The following is a 26,788-nucleotide window of genomic DNA, read 5'->3' as shown; positions in this document are numbered from 1 at the left end:
CGCGGCCCGGTCCCCTTCAGGAGGCCGAGTGGAGGTGTTGCGTAGGGGAGCGAGCCGCATGGATGCGGCGAAATACCGATGGCGGCCCCGCTTAAAGGGCCAGGGATGGCCCTTGTAAGCCGGCCCCCGGAGCAGCGCCGGAATGAGGAAACGCAGCGAAGCGAAGTAACAGCCGCAGGCTGGCCCGAAGGGTGAGCAAAGCGAATCAAGTTTCGCGTAGCGAAACCCGGATGTCGGGGTGCCCTTCTTTGGCACACCTTTCTTGGGCAAGCAAGAAAGGTGTGGCGCCCGTAAGGGGCGCAACCCAAATGCTCAGTGGACTCGGTAATGGATAGTGCTAAGCCCGTCAGCAATACGCACACAAACTTGCCAGTCCGGTGTCAACCCGGACGTTACCCAAACTATGCGAAGAACCTTCTTTTCAGCGCCGGACCTTACTGCTCCAGCCCCGGGGTTTCCTGGCCCATGCAGCGCACAGCCTGCTTCTTGTTGTCCACCAGCACACCGGTCAGCCCCTTCTGCTGCAGATCGAACAACACCAGCACGCCGTCGATGCACTGCGCCACCTGGTTGGCCGGTTTCAGCGAGACCTTGTAATCCTCACCCGGTACGGTCTTGAGCATGGTGAAATCGGACAGCAGCAGCGCATCTTCCGGCTTGGCGAAATGCACGTAGCCGTAGTACCAGAGCACGCCGATGGTGCCGACGATGCTGGCGACACCCGTGAAGATGAGGGGAATGGGATTACGTTCGGTCATTGCGGACTCTCTGTTGCGGATTCGGTAGCCGGCCCCTGGCGTTCGACAAAAGCCTGCGGCGCGCTGAAGAACGCCAGCAGCGACTGGCGCCAGGCGGGCTCGGCAAAGGTTTGCACGTGCAGGCCACGGGTCGCCTGAAAGACGCGTGGCGGGCGCGCAGCTTGATACAAACGCTGGCCATTGGAAAGCGGCACGATCGTATCGTCAATGCTGTGATAGATCAGCAGCGGCAAGCCTTCGAGTCGATCGATGCTGTGAATCGCGCTGTCACCATCCGGCACCAACCAGGACAGCGGCACCTGCAGCGGCCAGGTCAGCCAGGACGTGCTCAGGGCATGGCGGGCCACGTCGCGATAACTGGCTGGCACACCATCGAGCGCCATAGCCTGCACGCCTGAGCGACGCTCGGGATGCTCGGCCAGGTAGTGCACGGCCAACGCGCCACCGAGGCTCTGCCCCAACACCAACAGCGGCAAGCCCTGCACCTGCGGCGCCTGTTCGAGCCAGGCGAAGGCCGCATCGATATCCTGATAGACCTCCGGCAGTCGCGGCTTGCCTTCGGACAGACCGTAACCGCGATAATCCAGCATCAGCACCTGATAACCCTGTTCCGGCAGCCAGTGAACGCCGCCCAGGTGCCAGGCCAGATTGCCGCCATTGCCATGCAGATGCAGCACCGTGCCCTTGACCTTCACTCCGGCCTTGGCCGGCAGCCACCAGACATGCAGGCGCGTGCCATCGGCGGCGCGCAATTCGATATCGCGGTATTCCAGGCCGGCGCGAGCCGGAGTGATGGGCAGGCCAGGTTCCGGGTAGAACAACAGGCCGCTGCAACCGGCCAAGCACAGGCTGGCCAGCAGCAAGGCCAGTGCTCGCAGGCTACTTGCCACCCGCGCGTACCTCTTCGCGCGCCTGAACGGTCGCGGCATAGACACGTTCGGCCAGACGCGAGAACGGCAGACTCTGGATCCACACCGTGCCGGTGCCCTTGAGGGTGGTCAGCAAGATGCCTTCGCCGCCGAACAGCATGCTCTTGAGGCCGCCGGCCAGGGCGATGTCGTAGTCGATACCGCTACTGAAGGCCACCAGGCAGCCGGTATCCAGACGCAGCGTTTCGTTGTTCAACTCCTTGCGAATCACCGTACCGCCGGCATGCACGAAGGCCAGGCCATCGCCTTCGAGCTTCTGCAGGATGAAGCCCTCGCCACCGAAGAAGCCGGCACCCAGGCGCTTGGCGAAGCTGATACCGATGCGGGTGCCATGTGCGGCACAGAGGAAAGCGTCCTTCTGGCAAATCAGCCGGCCGCCGACCTTCGCCAGGTCGATGGGCACCACAGTGCCCGGATACGGCGCGGCGAAGGCGACCCGCGCCTGGGTTTTCCCGCCATTGCTGAAGTGGGTCATGAAAAGCGACTCGCCGGTGAGCATGCGCTTGCCGACGCTCCACAGCTTGCCCAGCAGACCGCTGGACGAACCGTCACCCATGCGTGTTTCGAAGCGCACGCCGTCGGTCATGTAGTTCATCGCACCGGCCTCGGCAATTACCGTCTCGCCAGGGTCGAGGATGATCTCCACCGATTGCGCCGAAGCGCCGAGGATTTCGTATTCGAGTTGATGGCTGGGCACTTGCGGGTCTCCGGGGTGGGCCACGACGTTGTAAACCTGACGATGCGCTGCGGCAGCGGTGCGCGCGGCGCACCCTAGGTACGGTGTGATTCAGAGGATGTTGGCGTAGTCCGCTTCGATGCGATCCAGGCTCAAATGGTTGAGGAAGTTGGAGAAGCACATCCAGGCCGATAGTGCGTTCATGTCCTGGAACTGCGGTGGCAGGTACTTGGGCGGCTGCACCAGGCCCTCGTCCACCAGTTTGCGCAGGGTGCGCATGTCTTCCAGGGTGGTCTTGCCGCAGAACAGCAGCGGAATCTGCTCCAGCTTGCCTTTGCGCACCGCCAGCTGGATGTAGTTGTAGATGAGGATGAAGCCCTTCAGGTAGGACAGATCCTTGGTGAACGGCAGCCCCGTCGGCAGCGAGCCGCGAAACACCCGGCTGGCATTGCTGTAGCCGCCTTCCAGGCCATAACCCTGCTCGCGGAAGAACTCGAACACCTCGAGAAAATCTGCGCCCTCCTCGGCCATGTGGATGGCGCGGGTGCGGTTGGTCAGCTTGCGCAAACGCGTGGGGTAGGAGGCGAAGGCGATCACCTCCATGAGAATTGCCAGGCCCTCCTGGGTCACCGTCGATGAGGGCGGGCCCTTGGCCAGGAAGGTGCAGATCGGCTGGTTGAGGCCGTTGAGCGTAGTGCCGACGTGCACCAGCCCTTCGTGCACCTCCAGCGCCTTGACGTCACGTTCGTTGAAACGCGCATCGCTGCGGATCTTGATGTAGTCGGCGCCGGCGGCAGCATCGGCAAGGATACCGTCGGACTCGAACACGCGAATGGTGTCGTCGCCGAACACCCCGGCCAGGCGCTGCTGCAGAATATTCACCGCATCACTGGCCCCGAGGGTCTTGGCCTCGTCTTCCAGATCACCACGCGCGGCGATGTTGTTGAGGTAGTCCGAAAGCATCAGACCCAGGTCGGCCAAGGTCGGATCGCCAGCATGGAAGGCGTCGGAGGCAGCGCCATACAGTTCCTGGCTGATCAGGCCGAAGTCCTCGGTGCCACGCGCCTCGAGCATGCGGATGACCATGCGGTATTCCTTGCACATGCGTCGCATGATCTGCCCGACCGGGTTGAACTGGCCGAGCTGGCGGGTGATATCGCGCTCGATGTTCTGAAATTCCTGCTTCTTCGCGGTGGCATCGAAGGCCAGCGGCCGACTCAGGTAGTAGTCGCGATCCACGGCTGGCAGCTGCTTGCCCTTGGCCTTGAGAAAGCCGTCACGGATGCCGTCGTCCCACTTCACCGCATCGAGTATGCGGATGGGCGTTTGCGCGTCGACGATGCGGTCACTGAGGGCACGAATACAGAGTTGGTAGTCGTCCAGTTTTTGCTGGCTGTTCATTGCAGTTCCTACTCGGCGGCCCGCTGATAGCGCGCCACCTCGACGAACAGGTCGGCATTGGCCGGGTCGTCGAGGTAGGCGAACACCTTGTCCAGCGGGCTGGTGATCAATGCACCGTCAGCTTCGGGCATGGAGACGGTCTGCCCTTCCAGCAGGCCCTTTTCCATGTCCTGGAGAATGCGGTCGGTGTCGAGGTTGTACAGCACCAGCTCGTTGTCCCTGGTCAACTCGAAACCGGCGATGGCGAAGTTGGCGCCCAGGCTCTTCGGCAAGCCCGCCGAGAGGTACCAGCGGCGGCCATGATGAGCGACGGTGAAACCGAACTCCTCGAAGCTGCTTTCGTTGTCCGCGCTGCCTTCATAGATACGCGCCAGGTAGAGGTTGGAGCCGGCACGGGTGATCTCCAGAAACAGCTGGTCGCCCCACTCGTCCTGCCGGGTCCATTCGCCCAGCAGTGGTATGGGCGCAGCCTCGTTGGCCGGAATCGGGTCCTTGAAGGTGACCAGGCAACCACTCAACAGCAGGAAGGACAGGGCGACCAATGCGCGCCAGGCTTTCATTTCGCTCTCCTTGTGAAGGCCGTTCGACCCGATGATCGACGGTTTACAACCCCAGAACCAGATTCATGTAGCGTTTAAGGATGGCCAGCATTCCTTGGCTGTCCAGGCGCTCTACACCGTCTAGCAGGCCCTGATACTCCATCCGCACGATGGTGGCCGTCAACAGCACGGCATCCTGTTCGGGCTGGCGCGAGCCCAGCACCTCGAAGAAGTGGGTGACACCCTGCTGCAGGATCTGCCGGTGGGCTCGCACCAGCTCGCGCAGGCGTGGGTTGAGCAGGGCTTCCTGCTGGAACGCCTGCTCGGCGATCAGGTGATCACGACGCTCACGCAACTGGCGCTGCACGTACTGCACCGCCAGAGCGGCGATCTCGTCGGCCAGTTGCCGACGCGCCTGCTCGCTGCCATCCAGGCGCCCGACCATCTCCTCCAGCGCACCCTGGGTACTGGCCCAGAAGGCCGCCATCTGCGCAGCGCTGCGCTCGACGAACTGGGCGAAGGTATCGGTGATCAGGTCATCGATGTCCTTGAAATAGTAGGTCGTGGCCGACAAGGGTACCTGCGCCTCGGCCGCCACCGCACGATGGCGCACGGCGCGCACGCCATCGCGCACGATGATGCGCATGGCGGCATCGAGAATCGCCTGGCGGCGCTGCTCACTGCCCTGGCGACTGGCCTTGCGGCCCTGGTACTGGACGCTTTCGGCGACGGCATTGGCTGCCTGGGTGGCATTCGGGGACGCGGGCACGGGGCTCAAGGTGGGTCGACCCTCTGGGTTCTGGTTATGACAGGGAGAGTAATGGCTTGGACAGGCAAGCAAAAGGCTCCGTTTCGCTTACAGCCCGGGCGACCGGTGAAATCGCCGTGAAAAGTGCAAAGGCAAGTAGCAAAAAGCCGCCCGAAGGCGGCTTTCTGTCTGGCATCAAGCCTGCGGACGCATGTGCGGGAACAGGATGACGTCGCGGATCGACGGTGAGTTGGTCAGCAGCATCACCAGGCGGTCGATGCCGATGCCTTCACCGGCCGTCGGCGGCATGCCGTACTCCAGGGCGCGGACGAAGTCGGCGTCGTAGTGCATGGCTTCATCGTCACCGGCGTCCTTCTCGGCCACCTGGGCGAGGAAGCGCTCGGCCTGATCTTCGGCGTCATTGAGCTCGGAGTATGCGTTGGCGATCTCACGACCACCGATGAACAGCTCGAAGCGGTCGGTGACGTTGGGATTGTCGTCGTTGCGACGCGCCAGTGGCGACACTTCGAACGGATACTCGGTGATGAAGTGCGGCTGCTCCAGCTTGCTCTCCACCAGCTCTTCGAAAATCATCACCTGCAGCTTGCCCAGGCCTTCGTGGCCAAGCACCTTGGCGCCGGCCTTCTTGGCGATGGCGCGGGCCTTCTCGACGTCGCCCAGGTCAGCCTCGGTGATCTCCGGGTTGTACTTGAGGATGGAGTCGTACACCGACAGGCGCACGAACGGCTCGCCGAAGTGGAACACCTTGTCGCCATACGGCACGTCGGTGCTGCCCAGCACGGCCAGGGCCAGCTCGCGGAACAGCTCCTCGGTGAGGTCCATGTTGTCGCGATAATCGGCGTAGGCCTGGTAGAACTCGAGCATGGTGAACTCGGGGTTGTGCCGGGTCGAAACGCCTTCGTTACGGAAGTTGCGGTTGATCTCGAAGACCTTTTCAAAACCACCAACCACCAGACGCTTGAGGTACAGCTCCGGGGCGATACGCAGGAACATGGCCATGTCCAGCGCATTGTGGTGGGTCTCGAACGGCTTGGCCGCGGCGCCGCCGGGGATGGTCTGCAGCATCGGGGTTTCCACTTCGAGGAAACCGCGCTCGTTGAGGAAGCGACGGATGTGCGCGATCACCTGCGAGCGCACACGGAAGGTGTGGCGTACTTCCTCGTTGACGATCAGGTCGACGTAGCGCTGGCGGTAGCGCTGCTCGGTGTCGGTCAGGCCATGGTGCTTGTCTGGCAGCGGGCGCAGCGACTTGGTCAGCAGGCGCACGTTCTGCATGTCGACGTACAGGTCGCCCTTGCCCGAGCGGGCCAGGGTACCCTCGGCAGCGATGATGTCGCCCAGGTCGAAGTGCTTGACCGCTTCCAGCTGCTCGGCCGGCAGGGTCTTGCGGTTGACGTAGACCTGCAGGCGCCCGGACGTATCCTGGATGACCATGAAGGCGCCACGGTTGAGCATGATGCGCCCGGCCACCTTGACCGGGATGGCTGCGGCTTCCAGCTCTTCCTTGCTCTTGCCCTCGTACTGTTTCTGCAGGTCGGCGCACAGGCGGTCGCGGCGGAAATCGTTGGGGAAGGCAATGCCCTGCTCACGGACGGCAGCAAGCTTTTCCTTGCGCTGGGCAATCAGCTTGTTTTCTTCCTGTTGCAGTTCGTTCTGGTCGAGTTGTTGGTCGCTCATGGTCGCTTTATCTGCCTGGCGTGTCGTACAAGATTTGAGCAGGCGCCGGCTAGCCGGCGCCCACGGATGGGTTGCTGGGCTTAGAGGCCCTGCTTGAGGCTGGCCTCGAGGTAGCCGTCGAGGTCGCCATCGAGGACTTTCTGGCAGTCGCTACGCTCGACGCCGGTACGCAGGTCCTTGATGCGCGAGTCATCGAGCACGTAGGAACGGATCTGATGACCCCAGCCGATATCGGACTTGCTGTCCTCCAGCGCCTGCGAAGCAGCGTTGCGCTTTTGCATTTCCAGCTCGTACAACTTGGCCCGCAGCATCTTCATGGCGGTGTCCTTGTTGGCGTGCTGGGAACGTTCGTTCTGGCAAGCCACCACGGTGTTGGTCGGCACGTGGGTGATACGCACCGCCGAGTCGGTGGTGTTGACGTGCTGACCACCGGCACCGGAGGAGCGGTAGGTGTCGATGCGCAGATCGGACGGGTTGATGTCGATCTCGACCTTGTCATCGATCTCGGGCGATACGAACACCGCCGAGAACGAGGTGTGGCGACGGGCGCCGGAGTCGAACGGGCTCTTGCGCACCAGGCGGTGCACGCCGATCTCGGTGCGCAGCCAGCCGAAGGCATACTCGCCCTTGATGTGCACGGTGGCGCCCTTGATGCCGGCGACTTCACCCTCGGACAGCTCGATGATGGTGGCGTCGAAGCCGCGCTTGTCGGCCCAGCGCAGGTACATGCGCAGCAGGATGTTGGCCCAGTCCTGGGCCTCGGTGCCGCCGGAACCGGCCTGGATGTCCAGATAGCAGTTGTTCGGGTCCATCTCGCCGCTGAACATGCGGCGGAATTCCAGCTTCTCGAGGATTTCGCGCAGGCGCTCGACTTCGGCGGCGATGTCGTTCACGGCGCCTTCGTCGTTTTCTTCAGCGGCCATTTCCAGCAGATCTTTGGAATCAGTCAGGCTGCCGGTGAGGTCGTCGATGGTTTCGACGATCTGAGCCAGCATGGCGCGCTCGCGGCCCAGGGCTTGCGCGTACTCGGGCTTGTTCCAGACGCTGGCGTCTTCCAGCTCGCGGTTTACTTCGACCAGACGATCATGCTTGTGATCGTAGTCAAAGATACCCCCGAATTGACTGGGTTCGCTCGGACAGGTCCTTGATGGCGTTGAGGATCGGATTGATTTCCATGGTAGTCGGCGCTCTCGGGCAAAAGACGCGAAAAGGCTCAATCCGGCTCGCCCGAGCGGCTAATGCGCTGCCCTGGCCGAGCACGACAAGAGCCGTGACCGCAAAGTTTCTGAAAAGCCGGCGAGTATACCCGACTCGAAGCCCCCTGGCAGCCCGCTGACTGACCGGCGGGGCGCGCTCAGAACTTCAGGCTCAGGCGCGCTGCCAAGGCGTTGTCGCGCGCGTCTTCGGCGTAATGGCCCGCATAGGTCAGGCCCAGGTAGAGACTGCGGCTGAGTTCATGATCCAGGCTCAGGTCAAGACGCAGGCTGCTGCGCTCGAACTCACGACTGTGCATCTGCTGGAGTGCGCCCTGGCCGTCGACCGCCTCGTCACGCAAGCGGTCGCTGCCCAGGTTCTGCCGCAGCGCCAGACTGGCACGCCCTACCCACTTGCGCTGTTGCCAGTACCAGGGCGCGGCCAGGCGCCAGCCAAGCGTCAGGTAACTACCCTGCTCGTGCGCCGAGGCCAGGCGCAGTCCGTCGAAACGCCGGGCGTCGGCATCCAGATGCACTAACGCCAGGCCGGCAAATGGCTCCAAGGTGAAATCGCGATAGTCCATGGCGTAACTGCTTTCGCCAAACAGCTGCCAACTGCGCGCGTTATCACGCCGATCCAGCTCATGCCAGCCGTGCAGCAACCCGAGCCGAAACCCCAACTGGTTGTATACCCGGGTCGCGGCGTAGACCCCAAGGTAACGACTATCGGTGCGGCCATGACCCTGATCATGATCCAGCCGGGCACGCGTCACGCCACCCAGTACACTGCCGATCCACTGTCCACCCAGCGCACGATCCATCCCCATCAGCAGCCCCTCGCCGCGGCGCTCGAGGCCGGCGTCGTCCCAGCTCCCCTGGATGCCATAGGTGCGCGACCACAGCGGCCACTCGCCGGCCTCAGGCGACGCCTCGCGAAAGGCGAAGCGCACCTGCTGCAGACGATCCAGGGCCGCCTCACGCGGCAACCGGCTGTCCTCCAGGAGCAAGGCGCGCTGGTCCAACGCCAGATCGCCAGCTACAACGCTCATGGCGACCTGAAGCAAGCCCAACCCGATCAGCGCTACACGCAGAGCCATGTTCGCCTCCATTCATCAACGCCCAATGCTACCAGAGCACACCGTCAGCCTCGCCCGCCAGGGCACTTCGGATCGAGCGGTCACGCGCTCACCGCGCAACCAGGCTCGCGCTGCGGCAGCATGCTTATCGCCGCTCGCGCATCGGCGGCGATCATCTGCGCGGCCTTTTCCGCGATCATCAGTACCGGCGAGCAGGTATTGCCCGAGGTGATGCTCGGCATGATCGACGCGTCGACCACGCGCAAACCGGCGATACCGTGCACGCGCAGGCGGGCGTCCACTACGGCATCGCGCCCCTGCCCCATGGCGCAAGTGCCGACCGGATGGAAAATGGTGGTGCCGATCTCGCCCGCTGCGCGCTGCAGGTCTTCCTCGCTCTGGTACTGCGGCCCCGGCTTGTATTCCTCGGGCCGGTAGCCGGCCAGGGCGGGCGCGGCGACGATGCGCCGGGTCAGGCGAATGGCGTCGGCCGCCACCTGCAGATCCCGCTCGTCACTGAGGTAATTGGGGCGAATCAGCGGGGCGACGCTGGCATCGACCGAGGCGATCTGGACGCTGCCGCGGCTGTGCGGGCGCAGGTTGCATACCGAGGCGGTGAAGGCCGGGAAATCGTGCAAGGGCTCGCCAAAGCGTTCCAGCGACAATGGCTGCACGTGATACTGCAGGTTGGCGCGCACCTGGCCGGGGTCGGATTTGGCGAAAGCGCCGAGCTGGCTGGGCGCCATGGACAAGGGGCCGCTACGCTTGAGCAGGTACTCCAGGCCCATGCCCAGCTTGCCCCAGGGCGTAGCCACGATGCGGTTGAGCGTCTTCACGCCCTCGACTCGATAGATCAAACGCAGTTGCAGGTGATCCTGCAGGTTCTCACCGACGCCTGGTAGCTCATGGTGCACGCCGATGCCCAGGCGTTCGAGCAGCGGCCGTGGGCCGATGCCGGAACGCTGCAGCAAGGCCGGCGAACCGATGGCGCCAGCACACAGGATGATCTCGCGGCGAGCCGCAATGCGCAGCGCCCGCCCCTGACAACGCAGATGCAGCGCACGGGCGCGACCGCCCTCCAGCTCCAGCCGTTCAGCTTCGGCGCCGGTAAGCACCTGCAGATTGGGGCGCTGGCGAATATCGCGCAGAAAGGCCTTGGAGGCATTCCAGCGCACACCGCGTTTCTGGTTGACCTGAAAATAGCTGCAGCCTTCGTTGTCACCGCCGTTGAAGTCATCGACGCTGGCGATACCGCTCTGCGCCGCTGCATCACGGAAGGCCTCGAGAATCGCCCAGGACAGACGCTGGCGCTCGACCCGCCACTCGCCATCGCCGCCGTGCCATTCGCTGGTGCCAGCAAAATGTTTCTCCGACCGTTTGAACAGCGGCAACACATCACGCCAGGTCCAACCGGGATTGCCCGCCGCAGCCCAGCCATCGTAGTCCGCCGCCTGGCCACGCATGTAGATCATGCCGTTGATCGAGGAGCTGCCACCGAGCACACGGCCACGCGGGTATTTCAGCGAGCGGCCATGCAGGCCGGGATCGGCCTCGGTGTCGTAGCACCAGTCGGTACGCGGGTTACCGATGCAGTAGAGGTAGCCGACCGGGATATGAATCCAGGGATAGTTGTCGCGCCCGCCCGCCTCGATCAGCAGCACGCTGACGCCAGGGTCGGCGGAAAGCCGATTGGCCAGCAGACAGCCGGCAGGGCCGGCGCCGACGATCAGATAGTCGTATGCATCCAGTGGCAGTTGCGACATAAGCATCCTCGCGTGTCGTTCTTGTCGTTGGCCAACAGCCTAGAACAAGCCGGGTGCGGGGATGAATGATCTTTTGGTCTGAGGCAGCGGCTGAATGTGCGCCCATCGACTGGCAGCTATGGTGAAGCACCCGTGCTCTGCGCTTTACTTGTAGGCATTCCTGCTCGAGCCCGTCCGCGATGCCACCAGCGCCTGCACGCAAGCCACACACGCCGCTTCCTGCCATTTCGCAACAGCGCGGCTGGCTACGCTGGCTTCCGGGCCTGCAAACGCTCAGGGGCTATCACCTGGCCTGGCTGCCGAAGGACATTGCGGCCGGCCTGGTGCTGACCACCATGCTGGTGCCGGTGGGCATCGCCTATGCCGAGGCCTCCGGCGTGCCAGGCATCTATGGTCTGTACGCGACCATCGTGCCGCTGCTGGCCTACGCCCTGTTCGGCCCCAGCCGTATTCTCGTGCTCGGCCCGGACTCGGCCCTGGCGGCGCTGATTCTCGCCGTGGTGCTGCCGCTCTCAGGCGGCGACCCGATGCGTGCGGTGACCCTGGCCAGCATGATGGCCGTGGTGGCCGGCCTGACTTGCCTGATTGCCGGGCTGCTGCGTCTGGGGTTCATCACCGAATTGCTGTCCAAACCCATCCGCTATGGCTACATGAACGGTATCGCGCTGAGTGTGCTGATCAGCCAGACGCCCAAGTTGTTCGGTTTTTCCATCGACAGCCAGGGTCCGCTCAGCGACCTCCGGGCAATCGCCAGCGCGCTGATCGAGGGACAGGTCCACCTCTACAGCCTGCTCGTCGGCACCGGCACACTGGCCTTGATCCTGCTGCTGAGCCGCTTCAGGCAGTTGCCCGGCATCCTCATCGCCGTGACTCTGGCAACCGTGGCGGTCGCACTGTTCGACCTCGATACCCAGGGCGTACAGGTACTAGGTGAACTGCCACAGGGGCTGCCCAGTTTCACCCTGCCCTGGCTGAGCGGCGTCGATCTGGCCAGCGTGGTGCTGGGCGGCCTCGCTGTCGCCCTGGTCGCATTCGCCGACACCAGCGTGCTGTCGCGCACCTACGCAGCCCGTACCGGACGCCCAGTAGACCCCAATCAGGAGCTCATCGGTCTCGGCGCGGCGAACCTGGCCGGTGGTTTGTTTCAGGGTTTTCCCATCAGCAGCAGCTCGTCACGCACGCCGGTCGCCGAAGCTGCAGGCGCGATGACCCAGGTCGCCGGTATCGTCGGCGCCCTGAGCGTCGCCCTGCTGCTGGTGCTGGCCCCGGATCTGATGCAGCACCTGCCCACCAGTGCGCTGGCCGCGGTGGTGATTGCCGCGGTCATCGGTCTGTTCGTGGTCACCGACCTGCGCCGTATCTTCCGCGTGCAGCAATGGGAGTTCTGGCTGTCGATGGCCTGCTTTGCCGGCGTGGTGACCTTCGGTGTCATCCCCGGTATCGGCATTGCCGTGGTGCTGGCGGTGATCGAGTTTCTCTGGGATGGCTGGCGCCCTTACTACACCGTTCTCGGCCAGGTAGAGGGCATTCGTGGTTTCCATGACATCAAGCGACACCCCGATGCACGACAGATACCCGGCCTGCTGCTGTTTCGCTGGGACGCCCCGCTGTTCTTCGCCAATGCCGAGCTCTTCCAGCAATCCCTGCTGCAGGCGCTGGAGCGAGCTCCCGCACCGGTGCGTCGCGTGGTGATCGCAGCCGAGCCGATTACCAGCATCGACGTGACCTCTGCCGACATGCTCGGCGACCTGGAACGGACGCTGGCGGATATCGGCATCGAGCTGCACTTTGCGGAGGTCAAGGGGCCGCTCAAGGACAAGCTGCGACGCTTCGGATTGCTGCATGAGGATCAGCCAAGGCACCTGCAACCAACGGTTAGCGCGGCCGTCGAAGCCTACCTGAGCGATCATGGTTATGAGGCGATGCCGGGCCATGCCCGGCATGCGGACTGAAACGAGAAGACGACTCAGGCACCGGCCGGCAGCGAGCGCACCTGGGTTTCCAGCTCGGCCTTCAGCTCCAGCGGCAGTTTCAGCTGACGCGCCAGCTCTTCGAGGTAGGCGCGTTCCATGAAGTGCTCTTCATCCACCATCAGGACGCTGGCCAGGTACATTTCGGCGGCCATTTCCGGGGTCGCTGCGGCGCGCGCCACATCAGCCGGGTCGAGCGGCTTGTTCAGTTCGGTGTGCAGCCAGGTCTGCAGTTCGGCGTCCTGCGCCAGCTTGCCCAGCTCCTCTTCGATCAACTGACGCTCACGCTCGTCGACATGGCCATCGGCCTTGGCCGCCGCCACCAGTGCCTTGAGAATGGCGCGGCTGTGCTGCTCGACTTGCGGCGCCGGCAAACGATCCAGGGTTTGCGGCTCGACCGGCTGCGCGCCGCCCTGCTGGGCTTGCTGCGCCTGCCAGTTGCCGTAGGCCTTGTACGCCATCACACCGAGAGCAGCCAAGCCGCCATAGGTCAGCGCCTTGCCGCCCATCTTGCGCGCTTTCTTGTTGCCCAGCAGCAGGCCGACCGCACCGGCCGCCAGCGCGCCGCCGCCCGCGCCCGAGAGCAGGCTGCCCAGGCCTCCACCAGAGAGCAGGCCACCCAAACCACCGGCTTGCTGCCCCTGGGAGCCCTTCGCAGCAGGTTTTTGCATGGCCTGCTGGCCGGCCTTGAGCAGTTGGTCGAGCAGATTACTGGTGTTCATCGCGAACGCTCCTGAAAAAGTAGGCTCCGGTACATCCGACCCCGGATAGTGCAGGGAAATTCCGAATGCGCCTCAACCGACATCGGCTGAATTGACGAGAGTTTCTAGCAGAGTTCGTCAGAATCAGCCTGGCATATTGGTAACGCCGAGTTTCATCGCCGCCACGATCAACGCGGGGCGATATGCGCCACCATCAACTGTACCGTCTCGTTACCGCGAAATTCGTTGAGGTCGAGCTTGTACGCCACTTCGGCCCAGCGCAACGTCGGATTGGGCCAGACCTCACGGTCGATGTTGAAGGCGATGCCGTCGAGTTGCACGCTGCCGCATTCGGTCTTGAGCACCAGCTTCAGGTGACGCTCACCGACTATGCGCTGATTGACGATCTGGAACACGCCATGGAACAGCGGTTCGGGAAAGTGCTGTCCCCAGGGCCCGGCGTTGCGCAGGGCACGGGCCAGTTCCAGATGGAATTCGGTGGCATCGAGCTGGCCGTCTGAAAGCAGGCGGCCGGTCAGGTCGTCTTCGCACAGCTGGCGGCGTACCTCGGCGTCGAAGGCGACGGCGAACGCGCCGAAATTTTCCTGCGGCAGCGACATCCCCGCGGCCATGGCATGCCCGCCGAACTTGCTGATCAGCCCGGGATGCTTGGCCGCCACGGCATCCAGCGCATCACGGATATGCAGCCCCGGCACCGAACGCGCCGAGCCCTTGAGCATGCCTTCGCCGGCATCAGCAAAGGCGATGGCCGGGCGGTGATAACGCTCCTTCAGGCGCGAGGCGAGGATGCCGATCACCCCCTGGTGCCAGTCCGGCTCGAACAGGCACAGGCCGAACGGCATGTCCGCCACCGGCAGATCCTTGAGCTGGGCCAGCGCCTCGCGCTGCATGCCCTGTTCGATGGCCTTGCGATCCTGATTGAGCTGGTCGAGTTGCACCGCCATGTCGCGAGCCAGGGCCTCGTCGTCGCAGAGCAGGCATTCGATGCCCAGGCTCATGTCATCCAGGCGCCCGGCCGCGTTCAAGCGCGGCCCGAGGATGAAGCCGAGATCGGTGGAGGTGATACGGCGGTGGTCGCGCCCGGCGACTTCGAGAATCGCGCGCAGGCCAGGCCGCGCCCGCCCGGCACGAATGCGCGCCAGGCCCTGGTGCACCAGGATGCGGTTGTTGGCATCCAGCGGCACCACGTCGGCGACGCTACCCAGTGCCACCAGGTCGAGCAGCTCGCCCAGATTGGGCTCCGCACGGCTGGCGAACCAGCCGGTTTCGCGCAGGCGAGCGCGCAGCGCCAGCAGCACGTAGAACATCACGCCGACACCGGCCATGGCCTTGCTCGGGAAATCGCAGCCTGGCTGGTTCGGGTTGACGATGGCATCGGCGGCCGGCAATTCCGGCCCTGGCAAGTGGTGATCGGTGACCAGCACCGTCAACCCGGCGGCCTTGGCCGCCGCCACGCCGTCGACGCTGGAGATGCCGTTGTCCACGGTCAGCAGCAAGTCGGGCTGGCGCTGCAGCGCAACGGCGACGATCTCCGGGGTCAGGCCGTAGCCGTACTCGAAGCGGTTCGGCACCAGGTAATCCACATGTGCCGCACCGAGCAGGCGCAGGCCGAGCACGCCGACCGAACTGGCAGTGGCGCCATCTGCATCGAAGTCGCCGACGATGAGGATGCGCTGACGCTGCGCCAGCGCCTCGACCAGCAGTTCGACCGCCGCATCGATGCCTTTGAGCTGCTGGTACGGAATCAGCCGCGCCAGGCCCTTGTCCAGCTCTTCGGCGGACTGCACACCACGGGCGGCGTAGAGACGGGTCAGCAAAGGCGGCAGATTGCCCAGATCAGGCAGTTGGGCGGGTAAGGGACGGGCTTCGATACGCATCTTGGGTCTTTTCGTGTAGGGCGGGTGCAACCCGCCACAGGTGATATGACGGGTTGCACCCGCCCTACAGCATCAGGTTCAACGCTCGCCGGCGAGCCATTCAATGGGAATCTCGTGCTGACCGCGCTCGTCGGTGACGAACAACTCGCCATCGCTGATCATCACGCTCCAGTTCAGCGAACGCGGCATGTCCAGCGCCAGGTCGGCCAGTGCCTCCTGGCCGAGCGCGACCACATTGATATTCTTCAGGCTGCGCACAGGGTCGAGGCACTTGGTCTGCCATACGCGCAGGTTGCCATAGGCCACCAGGCTGAACTTCTCGGTACGCCGCGAACACCAGGTGATGCGCTCACTGTCGGGCTGACCCACTTCGATCCAGTGCAGCACGCGATCGTCCAGACTCTTTTCCCACAGCGCCGGCTCATCGACATCCGACAGACCGCGACCGAACGCCAGTTGCTCGTGGTAGAACAGCGCATAGGCAATCAGCCGCGCGGCCAGGCGCTCTTCGGTCTCGGACGGGTGGCGAGCGACGGTGAACCGCAGGTTTTCATAAACGCTGCGATCCATGTCGGTGAGGTTCAGTTCGATCTTGTAGGTGGTCGATGGCAGGGCCATGGCGGGCTTCTTGGCTGGTCGAAAGAGCGCAAGTCTAACGCGAAAGCATGACCCACGCCGACCTTCAACAGGTCATGCGGCAGATACTCAGTTGTTCATCGGTGTAGTCGATGATCGCTTGCAGGCTGCTCAAATCGAGATGCAAACGGCAGTAATGCTCGCCATGACGCCAGGCCAGAAGCAGTTGGTCGTCAGCCGAGTAGTTCTGCTCGAAACGCCCTTCGAAAGCCGGATGCTGACAACGCAAACGCATCAGCGCCAGCAGACGCTGCACCAAAGGTTGCTGCAAGGCCTGCTCGGCCTCCTCGAGGCTGTAGTAATGACGATTGACGTCGCGCGCCTCGCCGGTCTGCTCGTGCAGGTCGAAGTCGTTGCAGCCAGCCAACAGGCCAACGTAGTAAACCTGTGGGATACCCGGCACGAAGAACTGGATGGCGCGTGCGGCGATATAAGCCTCGTCATTGCGCATCAGCGCCTCGTAGAAGGTGCAGGTCAACTGGTAGATGGCCCCGACGCTATGCACGTTCACCGCCGAGCGACGCATGATGGGGTCGGCACTGCGTGTCGAGACCTCATCGATCAGGTACTGGATCTGCGCCTCGGGCAACATGCCTTCGACATCCGGAATGCAGATGCCGTCGTGGGTATCGAGCACAGTGATCTGGTTGCGCGGGCACATCCGCAACCAGTTCTTGAGGTAGCGGCTGCTGCCGCTGAGCAGTGCATGCAGGACCAACGGTGGCAGAGCGAAGCCGTACGGGCGCATCTGCCGCCGCGAGATGGCGTACTGGTAGCTGATGTGGTCATGCACCTCCGGCAGCATCTCGGCCTCGTATTTGACCCCGGTTTCGCGGAACCACTCGAGGATGCGGTACACGTTCGGCTCCACCAGAAAACAGCTGGTGCCAATGCGTTTGGTGGTGTAGCCGAAGGCATCCAGACGGAACAGCTTGACCCCGCGCGCCGCGAGAAAGGCCATGTACTGTTCCATCAGCTGATAGGTTTTCGGCGAGTCGTAATTGAGGTCGATCTGCCGTTCGGTGAAGGTGCACCAGACCCGACAGGTTTCACCGTTGGCCAGTCGCACATCGCGAAAAGGCTCCTTTTCCTTGCGGATATGGATCTTGGCCAGGTCGTCATGGCTGATTTCGCCGAAGCGATCGACCTGAACGAAGAGATCCGCGTAGGGCGAGTCCTGGCCATGCGCAACGAAATCGAGAAACTCCGGCGACTCGTCCGCGATGTGGCTGATCACCAGATCGACGCACAGGTCGAAGCGTGCGGAGATGCGCTCGACATCCGCCCAGTCGCCGTAACGTGGATCAACCTCCATGTGCGTGAGCGGCGAGAATCCACCGTCGGCATTGGACGGATACAGCGGCAGGATATGCACCCCGCCCAACGCGTCACCCAGGTGCCGCTCCAACAGCTGGTAAAGCTCCCCGAGGTTACGCCCCAGGCGGTCGGGATAGGTGATCAGTTGAACAGCGTTGCGCAGCGCCATGAGTCCCCCGGTACATTGATGGTCTACCTAACCAAGGCCTAGGCCACGATCGCCGCGCGCGTCAAGAAAGCCCGCGAAGAAGCGTCAGAGTCGCGCCAGTACCGCCTGCAACGCCTGCTCCGGTGCCTCACGCCATAGACCGTAGCTCAGCGGCAAGGTCTCCAGCCCGGCGCGCGCCAGCACCAGGTAGCGCTCCAGCTCGAGAAAGCCTTCGCCCTCCCCCGGAAAACCGATCAGGTCGATGGCCAGGCATTTTTCGCCGCGGCGGCAGAACAGATCCAGCACCTGTCCGGCCAGCGGATAGTGACTCCACACGCTGACGCCCTGACTTTCGAGCGCCTGACACAGGTTCTGCCGGGCGACTTCCACAGCCCCCGCCTGCCAACTGACACCAGGCTTGTGCAGGAATTCCAGATAGCGGCGCAACAGATGCATGGCCGGCAACTGGCGTTCGTCACCGCTGAACAGCAGCACCTGGCGCTCGCGGGCACGCGTGATGGCGACATTGAACAGATCGGCACGATTCAGGTAGCTGGCCGCCTGGCTCGATTCGCGGTCGATGGCGAAACTGAGGATCATCAGGTCGCGCTCCTCGCCCTGAAAGCCGTATGGCGTATCCACCAACAGACGAAACTCGCGCAGTTGCTCCAACGGCAGCGTTTCGCCGATACGCGTGCGGATGCGCTCGACCTGATCGCGAAACGGTGACAGTACGCCGATGCTAGGTTTGAGCGGGCTACCCTGGTATTCGGCCAGATGCGCCGTGATCAGCGCCAGCACCCGCTCGACCTCCGCCTCATTGGCACCGTTGCGCCCGCGCTGGCCCTCGATACGCAGCAGTTGCAGGCTGTCGCAGGCATCAACGCCGGGGCGCTCCTTCATCACCCGCAGACGCTGGTCGTAGAACAGCTCGTTGCTGAAGCGGATCAGCGCCGGGCGGCTGCGGAAATGCTCATCGAGAAAAACCACCGCCTCCTGGCTGGCCAGCTGCAGGCCGACCAGATCCAGCACGCTGTTGTCGCGGTAGCTCCAGGCCTCGCGCTCCTCGGCCTGCAGGCCGGCGCGCTGCAGCAGCTGCGTTTCGCGCACGCGGGAGAGAAAGGAGATGTGCCGCAACTGGCGCGCATCGCCGGTGACCACGGCACGCTTGCAGCGCTGGAAGGCCGGCAGCGCCGAGGCGATGTCGCACTGCGTCGCCTCGTCCATCACCATCACATCGAACAATTCCGGACGCAGTGGCAGCAGGCGGTGCAATTCGTCCAGGGTCACCACCCAGATCGGAAAGGCAGCCAGCAGGCGCGCCGGGTCGATATCCTCGAACAAGGCCAGTTGACGCTGTGAGCTGCGCGCGCGAATGGCCTGGTTGTAACGCACGAACAGCGCGCGGTCGCTGACCAGCAGGCGCTTGAGGTTCAGGGCGCGATGACTATTGAGGTGCTCACGGCTCAGAAGCTGGCGGCGCTGCTGGCAATCACGCAACTCATCCAGCAATGCCCAGGGGCGCACACTGCTGCCGATACGCCTGCGCACCCAGGGCACCTGCAACCAGCGCTGCCAGAAGGCCAGGCTGCCACGTTCGGCGCGCAGCAACAGGCGGCTCCAGCGCACAGCCTGCTCGCAGCGCTTACGAAAATCTGCCGACAGGCGCAGCTCGGCCTCGGTCAGCACTTCCAGCTCGCTGCGTTGACGCGCTTCGGCTTGTTCCGATACCCATTCGAATTCGCCCTGCAGCAACCGCTCCAGACGCTCGCGCAGGGCCTGGCGCAGGCTCTGGCCGTCGCCTTCGAGCACGCCGTCACGCAGGCCGAAATCCTCACGCAACTTGTGCGCGATCACGCGCACCGCCTGGGCACTGCGGCTGACCAGCAGCACGCTCTCACCCTGCAGATAGCGATCCAGCGCCAGCGCGGCCAGGCTGTAGCTCTTGCCGGTACCGGGCGGTCCGGAAATCTGGCTCAGCGGGTGGCGCGCGGCATTGGCCAGCGCCTGGCACTGGGCAGTGCTGAGCTGCGCCGGCAGACGCTGCGGCCTGCTGGTCGAGCCCACCGCCTGCACAGGGGGTGTTTCGCCCAACAGCTGCAACAAGGCAGGTGACAGTCGCTCGGCGTCCTGCAGCAGTTGCAACTCATGGGCGATGCCACGGCTACCGCTACCGCGCGGTACCAGCGCGACGAAGGCACCCGCCTGCAGCGACAAACTGCGACGCCGCTGAGCCTTGGCCAACACCTCGCCGCTCACCAACTGCGGGAAACCAGCGGCCTCGCTGACCTCGCGCACCTGCGTATTGCGCGCCACCCAGGCGAGCAACTGACCCAGCGCGGCAGCATCCAGTGTTGCCATCGGCAGTGGCAGACCATCGAGGCTGGCGTTGCCGCTTTCATCGAACAGACGGCGCAGCAGACGCCAGTTGCCATGCACCTGCTGCGGGTCGATGGCGAGCAAGTGGCTCTGCCCGTCCGCCGTCGGTTGCAGGCTCGCCTCGTAATAGAACAGCGGGCCGCAGATCGTCTGCGAACCACCGCCCTCCAGTTGCAGGCGGCCACAGATCGGCAGCACGCCATAGACCAGTTGCAGCTCACGCTGATACAGCGCCTGCGCCTCGGCCAAAGCACGCCCCAGCTCGGCCGACAGCGGTAACAGCGGTATGCCGCCGCTGGCCAGTTCCTCAAGCCCATCGAGCCAGGCCCAGCGGTTGGCAGGCAGCTTGCCGACGTTGTCCAGGTCCAGGTCGCGGCTGTCGGCCAGGTAGCAGCTGCGGTAGAAGCCGAGGAGCTGGCGAGCGTGAGGATGATTCATCAGTTGCCTGCGTAACGTGCCCAGAGCGCTTCGAACTCACGACTGTAGGCTGCCAGCAGCTGCGGGTGGTCGATCACCAGCAGGTTTTCCTCGTTGCTGGTGGTGGCGCTGCGCGTCCAGTTGAAGCTGCCGTTGAGCAGCAAGCGGCCGTCGAACAGGGCGAACTTGTGGTGCATGTGATATGGCCCGGCGTCGATGCGCAGCGGCACACCCTTGTCACGCAGCCACTGGATATCGCTGCCGACATCGAACTGTTTTTCGTTGTCGGTGATCACCCGCACGGCGATGCCGCGCTCATGACAGGCGAGCACCTCTTCGCTGAGCTGATCGTCGGAGATGGTGTAGACGCAGATATCCACGCTCTTGCGCGCCTGGCGGCACAGCTCACGAATCTTGCGCCGGCAGCTCTCGCCCGGACTGAAGTGAGCGCTGGCATGCTCCACGCGCGGCGCGCTGCCGGCGCTGTCGAGGGTCTTGATCACCTGCTCGAGCCATTTCAGCGCTGGCTCGACGTTCTCCGGCTCACGCATCAATTCACGGGCCAGAGCGAAGGCGCGGTTGCGCATGAAACGCACCTGGTCACTGCTCAGTTCACTGCCCAGCTGGCGCAGCTCGTCACGCTCCTCATTGCTCAGGCGCAGGTCGGCCAGGCTGTCACGCAGTTGCTGATCGAGTCGATTGAAATCCATTTAAAGTCCCTTTTAACGATATTTACGACGGCTCAGCGCGGCATAGAGAACACCGCAGAAAGCCCCCGCCAGGTGGTATTCGAAGGAAACGCCAGCACGCGGCAGCAGGCCGAAGAACCAGCCGCCGTAAAGGAAGAACACCAGCACCGCCAACAGCAGATCGAGCAGGCTGCGCTCGAACCACGCGCGCGCCAGGAGTAGCCCCCAGAAGCCGAACAGCCAGCCGCTGGCACCGACGTGCAGGCCGGTACGACCGAACAGCCAGACCAGCGCCCCGCTGCCGAGGATGATGAAGGCGCTGGATAAATAGAAATCGCGACGCGAGCGCAGCAGCACCAGGCTGCCGAGCACCAGCAGACCACTGAGGTTGCTGAGCAGATGCGCCCAACTGCCATGCAGCCAGGGCGCGAAGAGAATACCGGGCAGCGCCTCGACATGCCGGGGTAGCAGCCCCCAGACGTTCAAGGCACCCGCGAAGGCGCCATTGACCAGTTGCACCAGCAGCATCACGCCGCTGATCACCAGCAGCGGGCGCAGCTCGGTCAGCCAGCCTCGTCTCACGGCGCCTCGTCATCCGAGACGTCGTTGCGCTGCTCGTGCCCGAGCAGCGTGCCGAGGTCACGCAGTTGGGTGGAGATTTCCAGCATGCGGTTGTGGGTACGCAAATCGATGTCGATTTTCTTGTCCATCGCCTTGACCAGCGGCAGGAAGCTGTTTTCCAGGCTATCAGCCAGGCTTTCCAGCAATTTTTGCGTGCCCTGCTGTGGCGGCGCAACCACCTCAACCTGCGGACGCAGCTTGCCGAGGTTGTCCAGGCCGGCGAGCAGCTGCTCCCAGGGAATGCTCGGCGTCTCGCCGGACGACTTGCCCGAGCCCAGGCCACGCACGCTCTCGACCAGATCATTGAGCTGCGCCACCATGCGGCCACCGACATCACTGTCGCTGCCGCCCATGGCCTTGTTGCGCATGAAGTCGCGCTTGATCTGCGCCCAGCGTTCGGCCTGCTCGGGCGTCTGGTTACAGCGCAGCTCGGCAAGCTTGAGCAGGTTTTCCTCGGCACCGGTGGTGAGCAGCTGCGACTCGCCCTGGTAGTGGTCGGCGATCAGTTGCAGCAGCTCGGCGTCGTTCATCACCGCGCTGATCTTCTCGGCCATCTTGTTCATGTTGCGGTAGCTGCCCTGCAGCTTGAACGGCGGCTCGGTGCGGTAGCTGTCGGCCTGCGCGGCGCTGACGATGTACTGCTGGTTGACCCGGCCGACCACATCGCGAATCTGCATCAGGCGCTGCAGGGTCGAGGTGATCTCGTTGATCTCGGCGGCGCTGTAGGTGTGCGACAGCTCGTTGGCAGAGAACGGCTTGCCCTCGGCCTTGGCGACGAAGCGGTAGACGTCGGCCATGTCGCGGGTGGCCAGCGGCGCCAGCACCGGGTTGGACGTCAGGCTGTTCTCGATGTAGGACAGCGCGAAGGCTTCCTGCATGCCACCCAGGGTGTCACCCAGGTTGTAGATGTCGGCCCGGTTGGCGAGCATGTCGGGGATCTTGAACACATCGCCGGACTCGGTGTACGGGTTGCCGCTCATCACCACGCAGAACTTCTTGCCGCGCATGTCGTAGGTCTTGGTCTTGCCCTTCCATACGCCTTCGATGCGCCGCGTGCCGTCGCAGAGCGAGATGAACTTCTGCAGAAACTCCGGGTGGGTGTGCTGGATGTCGTCGACATAGAGCATCACGTTGTTGCCCATCTCCAGCGCCAGGTTGAGCTTCTCCAGCTCCTGGCGCGAAGTGGCGTCCGGCGCCTGCGCCGGGTCGATGGAACGCACCTCGTGGCCCAGGGCCGGGCCGTTGATCTTCATGAAGATCAGGCCCAGGCGGTGCGCCACGTACTCCATCAGCGTGGTCTTGCCGTAGCCGGGCGGCGAGATGAGCATCAGCAGACCCATCAGGTCGGTGCGCTTGTTCTCGCCAGCGGTGCCCATCTGCTTGGCCAGGTTGTCGCCGATGAAACCCAGGTACACATCGTTGATCAACTTGTTACGCACGAAGGACGACAGCGGCCGTGGCTTGAACTCGGACAGACGCAGGGCCTGGCGCTCGCGGTTGATGACTTCCTGGCGCAGCGCCTGGTAGCGCTGCAACTGCGGCACGAAGTCGCCGCGGTGCTGCTGCAGGCGGGCGAAGTAATCGTCGATGGCCAATACCAGGGCACCACCCTGCACACGCGGGTGATCGCCGAGCAGGCCGCTGACGGTGAAACGCAGGTCGACTTCGGTGAAGCGACGCGGGAACTCGTCGTCCAGCAGGCTGATGGCCACGGCTTCGGGAATGTAGTCGACCAGCTCGGCCAGTGCTTCGTCCTGCGCGCAGAGGCCATCGAGCCAGGTCTGCGCCAGCGACCAGCGCTGCACCGGCCGGCCGCGCAGGTTGTCCAGCGCGGCGCGGTAGTCGTCCCAGACATGGCTGGCCTGCATGCGCTGCTGCAGGGTGTCGAGCAGTTGCCGGGCGTACTTGCTGAAGGTGAACTCGATGGGCTTGGCCGCCAGCTCCTCGACCAGATAGGCCGCGGCCGCCTGGCGCTGCGCTGCCGTCACCGTCAGCGGGTGCTGGGCGAGGAAGCGCTGCATGGCTGCAGCGATCTCTTCCTGCAAGCGCAGCACGCCGTCTTCACTGCCGAACATCTGCCGCAGGTGCAGGCTGCTGCGCGCGCGCTCGGGCCACAGTTCGGCCTCGATATCCTGCCCCCAGCGGTTCCAGAACAGCGCAGCAAAGCCTCGCGCAGCCGGCGCATAGCGCAGCAGCCCGGCGCTTTCGCGCAGCGGCAGCAGCTGGATGAGGATCAGCGCGGCATCGTGGTCGTGAATACCTTTCTCGTAGGCATCCTTGTAGCGCGGCGCGGCGAAGTCGCGGATCAGTCGGGTGAGGTCATCCGGCTGCGCCAGATGGGTCTTGAGCAGATCCAGGTTCAGCCCTTCACGCCCGCCCAGGGCGGCGTCCAGGACCAGCCCGGCCAGGTATTCGGCGCGGTACAGCGAGGGTGATTCGGACTCCAGCGACACCTGCCAGTAGTCGCGTAGGCCCTCCAGGGTTTCATCGCGCAGCGGCTCGAGAAAATCGGTACCGGTCAGGTGCAGGTACAGTGCATCGCCGCGCGGCATCAGGGTCAGATCGAGTTCCTGGGTGTTGACGCTGAAGCGGTGGCGCGGGCCGAGCTTGATGACGTTGCCGCCCTCTTCGAACAGCTCGCTCTTGTCACGCAGTGCCCGCACCGCCTGGTCGCGGGCGGCCTTCAGGCGCGCCTCGACGTCGTCGGCCTTGACGCTGTCCTTGAGCTCGCGCAGGCGCTCGGCCATTTCGCGCAGCTTGAGAATCAGCGGGTCGGCGGCGAAGAAGGCGTTGAGTTCCTCCATCTGGGTCAGGCGCGCGGTGCGCCGGACGAGGCTGTCGAGGATGCGCTGGGCGGCGTCGAGCACGCCCTGGGCGCGGCGCTGACGCTCGTCGAGCAGGCTCTGCTTGTGCGACTCGAAGGTTTCCAGCAGCTCTTCGCGCTTGCCGAGAATATCGCTGAGGAACTGCTCCTGATCACCGAACTGGCTTTCCAGTTCTTCCAGTTGCACCAGCAGGCGCGACAGCTGTTCGTCGCATTTCTCCGGGTCCTGGGCCAGCGCCAGGGCGTTGGTGATGCCCTGGCTGAACAGCTTGAACTGGGCACCGAACTGCGCCACGGTCTCGGCCGAGCCCAGCCCCTTGCGCCGTTGCTCGGCACGCGCCTTGGCCTGGTTGAGCCGTGCGTAAACTTCGGAAATCGACTCGACGATGCGGGTGCGCTGGGTGGCGTCATCGATCTTCAGCGAGGCCATCAGGCTCGACAGCATGTCGAGGTTGCCGGCCATCTCCTGCATCTCGACCAGCGGTTCATTGAGCTGGGTGACGGTCTCGGCCTTCTGCGCCAGGGCGTCCAGCTCGCCCAGCCGCTGTACATAGGGTTGCAGCGCCGCATCACTGGCGAGGAAGGCCGAGGTGGCGCCGGCCACGCGCTCCTGCGCTTCGAGCAGCTCGGTCTCCATGGCGTCGATACGCGCCACGTCGATGTAGCGGTAGTCGCGGATGGTCAGCAGTTGGCCGCGTTGTGCGGTGATGGCGTTGAGCGCCTCGACGAAGTGCTGCACCTCATCCCAGCTGTCCACCAGCAGGCCCGAGAGCAGGCTCTTGTGTCGCGACTCGGCCTCGGCCATGGCCCGGCTGGACTGCTGGCGAATGCTCTCGACCTTCTCGAACTCGTCGAGGACCAGCTCGGAAGTGGCGGCCACTTCGCGCAGCAGCGGTGCCAGCTCGGCGCACTGGGCGTCGCCCAGCCAGTGGTAGACGTCGAACAGACGACGGGTGTTCTGGCACAGCTGGGTGTAGCGCGCCACCGACACTTCGCGGCTGTCGATCTCGCGGCTCAGATTCAGCAGGTCGGATACGCCACGCACCAGCTCGGCATTGCCGATGCGCCCGAAGAAACCACTGCGTGCTGGCTGGCGCGCTGCATGGTCCTCGCTCTCGAACGGCGTCTGCCAGATCTGCATCGGGTGGATGCGGGTCGGTTCGCTGCCCTCGGCGGCGAAGATCACCATGCGCCCATCTTCCAGGCGCGCGTAACCGTGGCCGAAGATCGGGTTTTGCAACTGGCGATTGATCATGTTGTAGGTGAACAGCGCCGAGCGGCCTTCTTCCGGGTGGTAGAAGATGTACTGCACGTCCTCGCCGTTGGGCGAACGCACCGAGCGCTTGAAGCGCATGCCGCCCATGGGCTGCTCGAAGGTCTTGTACTCGCCGTTCTGCAGGTAGTAGCCGCCAGGGAAGATGATGCCGTGGTCTTCCGGTAGCTGCACGCAGGCCAGGCCGATGGCATCGATACGCTCGACCTGGCGGGTCAGGCTGTTGAATACCAGGTAGCGCCACTGCTCTTCGCGGTACGGCAGCACCTTGAGCAGGATCAGGCTGCCCAGGCGCGCATATTCGATCTGCGCGTCGTCCAGCGACTGAGTCTTGTCGACCACCGCCTCGCGGTAGATACCCTGGCCGTCCTGGGTGTTGTTCTCGACCTTGATGGTGAGGTCGCCACCGACGGTCTCGACGAACAGGGTGTCGAGGATGTTCACATGCGGATGGCGACCCATGACCACCATCTCGCGGTTGGTCTTCTGCCATTCGAAATCGAACGGCGCCGGCAGCGCGATATCGCGCTCGCCACGGTTATCGATGTAGCGAACATCCTTACCGTCGGTAGAGATGGACCAGCGGAACACGCGGATGTCGGTGATCCGCTCACCGATCTGGAAACTCGCCAGCAGCTTGCCGTCACGAATGGCCAACTGCAGCAGGCGGGTGTTCTTGTAGTAGGTGTACAGCTCGTTGAAATCGGCGACGAAGCTGGCCTGGGCCAGGAAGCTGCCGTCCAGCGGCACCGATTCGGCATCGAAGCCGTCAGGGGTTTCCACCAGGCGGTAGAGGGAGAACACATCGGCGACGCCGGTTTCCTTCTTCAGCCCCAGGAACACGTTGTAGCCGAACAGCAGGCACTCGCCGACCTGGACGATATCGCGGGCGATGCAGTTATTCTCGGTGCGAATACGCACCCGACCGATGGCCTCCATCGCACTGCTGCCGAACTCGACCAGGCGCTGGCCGTTGAGCGTCTCGGTCAAGCCACGCAGGCGCTGGCCCTGCTCCTGCAGGCGCCTGTGCAGCACCTCGTAAGCGCCGCCTTCGGCGACGGCCTTGTCCAATACGTCCTGTGTGTGTGCATCCGACATCGTAGTCATCCTGAATCTGCTGCATCTGAAAAGCCC

General features: G+C 64.0%; 19 protein-coding genes. 1 reads left to right on the top strand and 18 read right to left on the bottom strand.

Annotation, left to right across the window (positions count from 1 at the left end):
- Positions 1–434: 434 nt before the first annotated feature.
- The 10 genes from GV002_RS05155 to GV002_RS05110 form a co-directional block, all read right to left on the bottom strand.
- Positions 435–758 (bottom strand): hypothetical protein, encoded by a 324-nt coding sequence (locus tag GV002_RS05155; RefSeq protein ID WP_160017347.1) that lies wholly within the window; start codon positions 756–758, stop codon positions 435–437.
- Positions 755–1,687, bottom strand: coding sequence for an alpha/beta hydrolase (locus tag GV002_RS05150; RefSeq protein WP_372241815.1), 933 nt, complete (start codon positions 1,685–1,687; stop codon positions 755–757). Before GV002_RS05150 ends, GV002_RS05155 begins: the two co-directional genes overlap by 4 nt.
- Positions 1,638–2,384, bottom strand: coding sequence for a TIGR00266 family protein (locus GV002_RS05145; RefSeq protein ID WP_160017345.1), 747 nt, complete (start codon positions 2,382–2,384; stop codon positions 1,638–1,640). Before GV002_RS05145 ends, GV002_RS05150 begins: the two co-directional genes overlap by 50 nt.
- A 90-nt stretch (positions 2,385–2,474) precedes the next feature.
- Entirely contained in the window at positions 2,475–3,764 is a 1,290-nt protein-coding gene (locus GV002_RS05140) for a flavohemoglobin expression-modulating QEGLA motif protein (RefSeq protein ID WP_160017344.1), read from the bottom strand.
- Between the two features lie 8 nt (positions 3,765–3,772).
- Positions 3,773–4,324 (bottom strand): hypothetical protein, encoded by a 552-nt coding sequence (locus GV002_RS05135; protein ID WP_160017343.1) that lies wholly within the window; start codon positions 4,322–4,324, stop codon positions 3,773–3,775.
- 43 nt (positions 4,325–4,367) lie between these two features.
- Positions 4,368–5,081 (bottom strand): TetR/AcrR family transcriptional regulator, encoded by a 714-nt coding sequence (locus GV002_RS05130; RefSeq protein ID WP_160017342.1) that lies wholly within the window; start codon positions 5,079–5,081, stop codon positions 4,368–4,370.
- 165 nt (positions 5,082–5,246) lie between these two features.
- A complete protein-coding gene (gene lysS / locus GV002_RS05125) occupies positions 5,247–6,749 on the bottom strand; it encodes a lysine--tRNA ligase (RefSeq protein ID WP_160017341.1) in 1,503 nt (500 codons plus the stop codon).
- Between the two features lie 80 nt (positions 6,750–6,829).
- Positions 6,830–7,925, bottom strand: a protein-coding gene (gene prfB / locus GV002_RS05120; RefSeq protein WP_160017340.1) for a peptide chain release factor 2 whose coding sequence is annotated in 2 segments (ribosomal slippage) — positions 6,830–7,852 and positions 7,854–7,925 — 1,095 coding nt in all. Because the reading frame shifts where the segments join, the coding sequence is not laid out codon by codon here.
- 178 nt (positions 7,926–8,103) lie between these two features.
- Entirely contained in the window at positions 8,104–9,039 is a 936-nt protein-coding gene (locus GV002_RS05115; RefSeq protein WP_160017339.1) for an autotransporter outer membrane beta-barrel domain-containing protein, read from the bottom strand.
- A gap of 80 nt (positions 9,040–9,119) precedes the next feature.
- Positions 9,120–10,781, bottom strand: coding sequence for a GMC family oxidoreductase (locus GV002_RS05110; protein ID WP_372241814.1), 1,662 nt, complete (start codon positions 10,779–10,781; stop codon positions 9,120–9,122).
- A gap of 179 nt (positions 10,782–10,960) precedes the next feature.
- Between GV002_RS05110 and GV002_RS05105 the strand changes: the two genes are divergently transcribed.
- On the top strand, positions 10,961–12,733 hold the full coding sequence (locus GV002_RS05105) for a SulP family inorganic anion transporter (RefSeq protein ID WP_160017338.1): 1,773 nt from the start codon (positions 10,961–10,963) through the stop codon (positions 12,731–12,733).
- A gap of 14 nt (positions 12,734–12,747) precedes the next feature.
- Here the strand turns inward: GV002_RS05105 and GV002_RS05100 are convergent, their stop codons facing one another.
- From GV002_RS05100 to GV002_RS05065, 8 genes are all read right to left on the bottom strand, one after another.
- The gene (locus tag GV002_RS05100) at positions 12,748–13,473 is read right to left on the bottom strand and encodes a tellurite resistance TerB family protein (RefSeq protein WP_160017337.1); all 726 of its coding nucleotides are present in this window, start codon (positions 13,471–13,473) and stop codon (positions 12,748–12,750) included.
- Between the two features lie 167 nt (positions 13,474–13,640).
- Entirely contained in the window at positions 13,641–15,350 is a 1,710-nt protein-coding gene (recJ, locus tag GV002_RS05095) for a single-stranded-DNA-specific exonuclease RecJ (RefSeq protein ID WP_160017336.1), read from the bottom strand.
- A gap of 78 nt (positions 15,351–15,428) precedes the next feature.
- Positions 15,429–15,968 (bottom strand): YaeQ family protein, encoded by a 540-nt coding sequence (locus GV002_RS05090; RefSeq protein ID WP_160017335.1) that lies wholly within the window; start codon positions 15,966–15,968, stop codon positions 15,429–15,431.
- Positions 15,969–16,032: 64 nt separating this feature from the next.
- On the bottom strand, positions 16,033–17,472 hold the full coding sequence (gtfA, locus tag GV002_RS05085) for a sucrose phosphorylase (RefSeq protein ID WP_160017334.1): 1,440 nt from the start codon (positions 17,470–17,472) through the stop codon (positions 16,033–16,035).
- A gap of 84 nt (positions 17,473–17,556) precedes the next feature.
- Positions 17,557–20,268, bottom strand: a complete 2,712-nt coding sequence (locus GV002_RS05080) for a DEAD/DEAH box helicase (RefSeq protein ID WP_256667031.1) — start codon at positions 20,266–20,268, stop codon at positions 17,557–17,559.
- Positions 20,268–20,957 carry a phospholipase D-like domain-containing protein gene (locus GV002_RS05075; RefSeq protein WP_160017333.1) on the bottom strand — a complete coding sequence of 230 codons (690 nt, stop codon included), beginning with the start codon at positions 20,955–20,957 and terminating at the stop codon, positions 20,268–20,270. Before GV002_RS05075 ends, GV002_RS05080 begins: the two co-directional genes overlap by 1 nt.
- 12 nt (positions 20,958–20,969) lie before the next feature.
- The gene (locus tag GV002_RS05070; RefSeq protein WP_160017332.1) at positions 20,970–21,518 is read right to left on the bottom strand and encodes a rhomboid family intramembrane serine protease; all 549 of its coding nucleotides are present in this window, start codon (positions 21,516–21,518) and stop codon (positions 20,970–20,972) included.
- The gene (locus GV002_RS05065; protein ID WP_160017331.1) at positions 21,515–26,752 is read right to left on the bottom strand and encodes a DNA repair ATPase; all 5,238 of its coding nucleotides are present in this window, start codon (positions 26,750–26,752) and stop codon (positions 21,515–21,517) included. The genes GV002_RS05070 and GV002_RS05065 overlap by 4 nt, the downstream gene beginning before the upstream one ends.
- Between the last annotated feature and the right edge of the window lie 36 nt (positions 26,753–26,788).

The sequence above is a fragment of the Pseudomonas sp. 8O genome, assembly GCF_902506495.1.
Taxonomy (GTDB): Bacteria; Pseudomonadota; Gammaproteobacteria; order Pseudomonadales; family Pseudomonadaceae; genus Aquipseudomonas; species Aquipseudomonas chaetocerotis.
This window is presented reverse-complemented; position numbering and strand designations above follow the sequence as displayed.

Bases quoted from the DNA above. Each gene is read 5' to 3' on its own strand.
- GV002_RS05135 (WP_160017343.1), bottom strand. From the start codon at position 4,324: ATGAAAGCCTGGCGCGCATTGGTCGCCCTGTCCTTCCTGCTGTTGAGT.
- GV002_RS05140 (WP_160017344.1), bottom strand. From the start codon at position 3,764: ATGAACAGCCAGCAAAAACTGGACGACTACCAACTCTGTATTCGTGCC.
- GV002_RS05155 (WP_160017347.1), bottom strand. From the start codon at position 758: ATGACCGAACGTAATCCCATTCCCCTCATCTTCACGGGTGTCGCCAGC.
- GV002_RS05080 (WP_256667031.1), bottom strand. From the start codon at position 20,268: ATGAATCATCCTCACGCTCGCCAGCTCCTCGGCTTCTACCGCAGCTGC.
- GV002_RS05090 (WP_160017335.1), bottom strand. From the start codon at position 15,968: ATGGCCCTGCCATCGACCACCTACAAGATCGAACTGAACCTCACCGAC.
- lysS (WP_160017341.1), bottom strand. From the start codon at position 6,749: ATGAGCGACCAACAACTCGACCAGAACGAACTGCAACAGGAAGAAAAC.
- GV002_RS05065 (WP_160017331.1), bottom strand. From the start codon at position 26,752: ATGTCGGATGCACACACACAGGACGTATTGGACAAGGCCGTCGCCGAA.
- GV002_RS05110 (WP_372241814.1), bottom strand. From the start codon at position 10,781: ATGTCGCAACTGCCACTGGATGCATACGACTATCTGATCGTCGGCGCC.
- GV002_RS05115 (WP_160017339.1), bottom strand. From the start codon at position 9,039: ATGGCTCTGCGTGTAGCGCTGATCGGGTTGGGCTTGCTTCAGGTCGCC.
- GV002_RS05105 (WP_160017338.1), top strand. From the start codon at position 10,961: ATGCCACCAGCGCCTGCACGCAAGCCACACACGCCGCTTCCTGCCATT.
- GV002_RS05150 (WP_372241815.1), bottom strand. From the start codon at position 1,687: ATGCCGCGACCGTTCAGGCGCGCGAAGAGGTACGCGCGGGTGGCAAGT.
- gtfA (WP_160017334.1), bottom strand. From the start codon at position 17,472: ATGGCGCTGCGCAACGCTGTTCAACTGATCACCTATCCCGACCGCCTG.
- GV002_RS05100 (WP_160017337.1), bottom strand. From the start codon at position 13,473: ATGAACACCAGTAATCTGCTCGACCAACTGCTCAAGGCCGGCCAGCAG.
- GV002_RS05075 (WP_160017333.1), bottom strand. From the start codon at position 20,957: ATGGATTTCAATCGACTCGATCAGCAACTGCGTGACAGCCTGGCCGAC.
- recJ (WP_160017336.1), bottom strand. From the start codon at position 15,350: ATGCGTATCGAAGCCCGTCCCTTACCCGCCCAACTGCCTGATCTGGGC.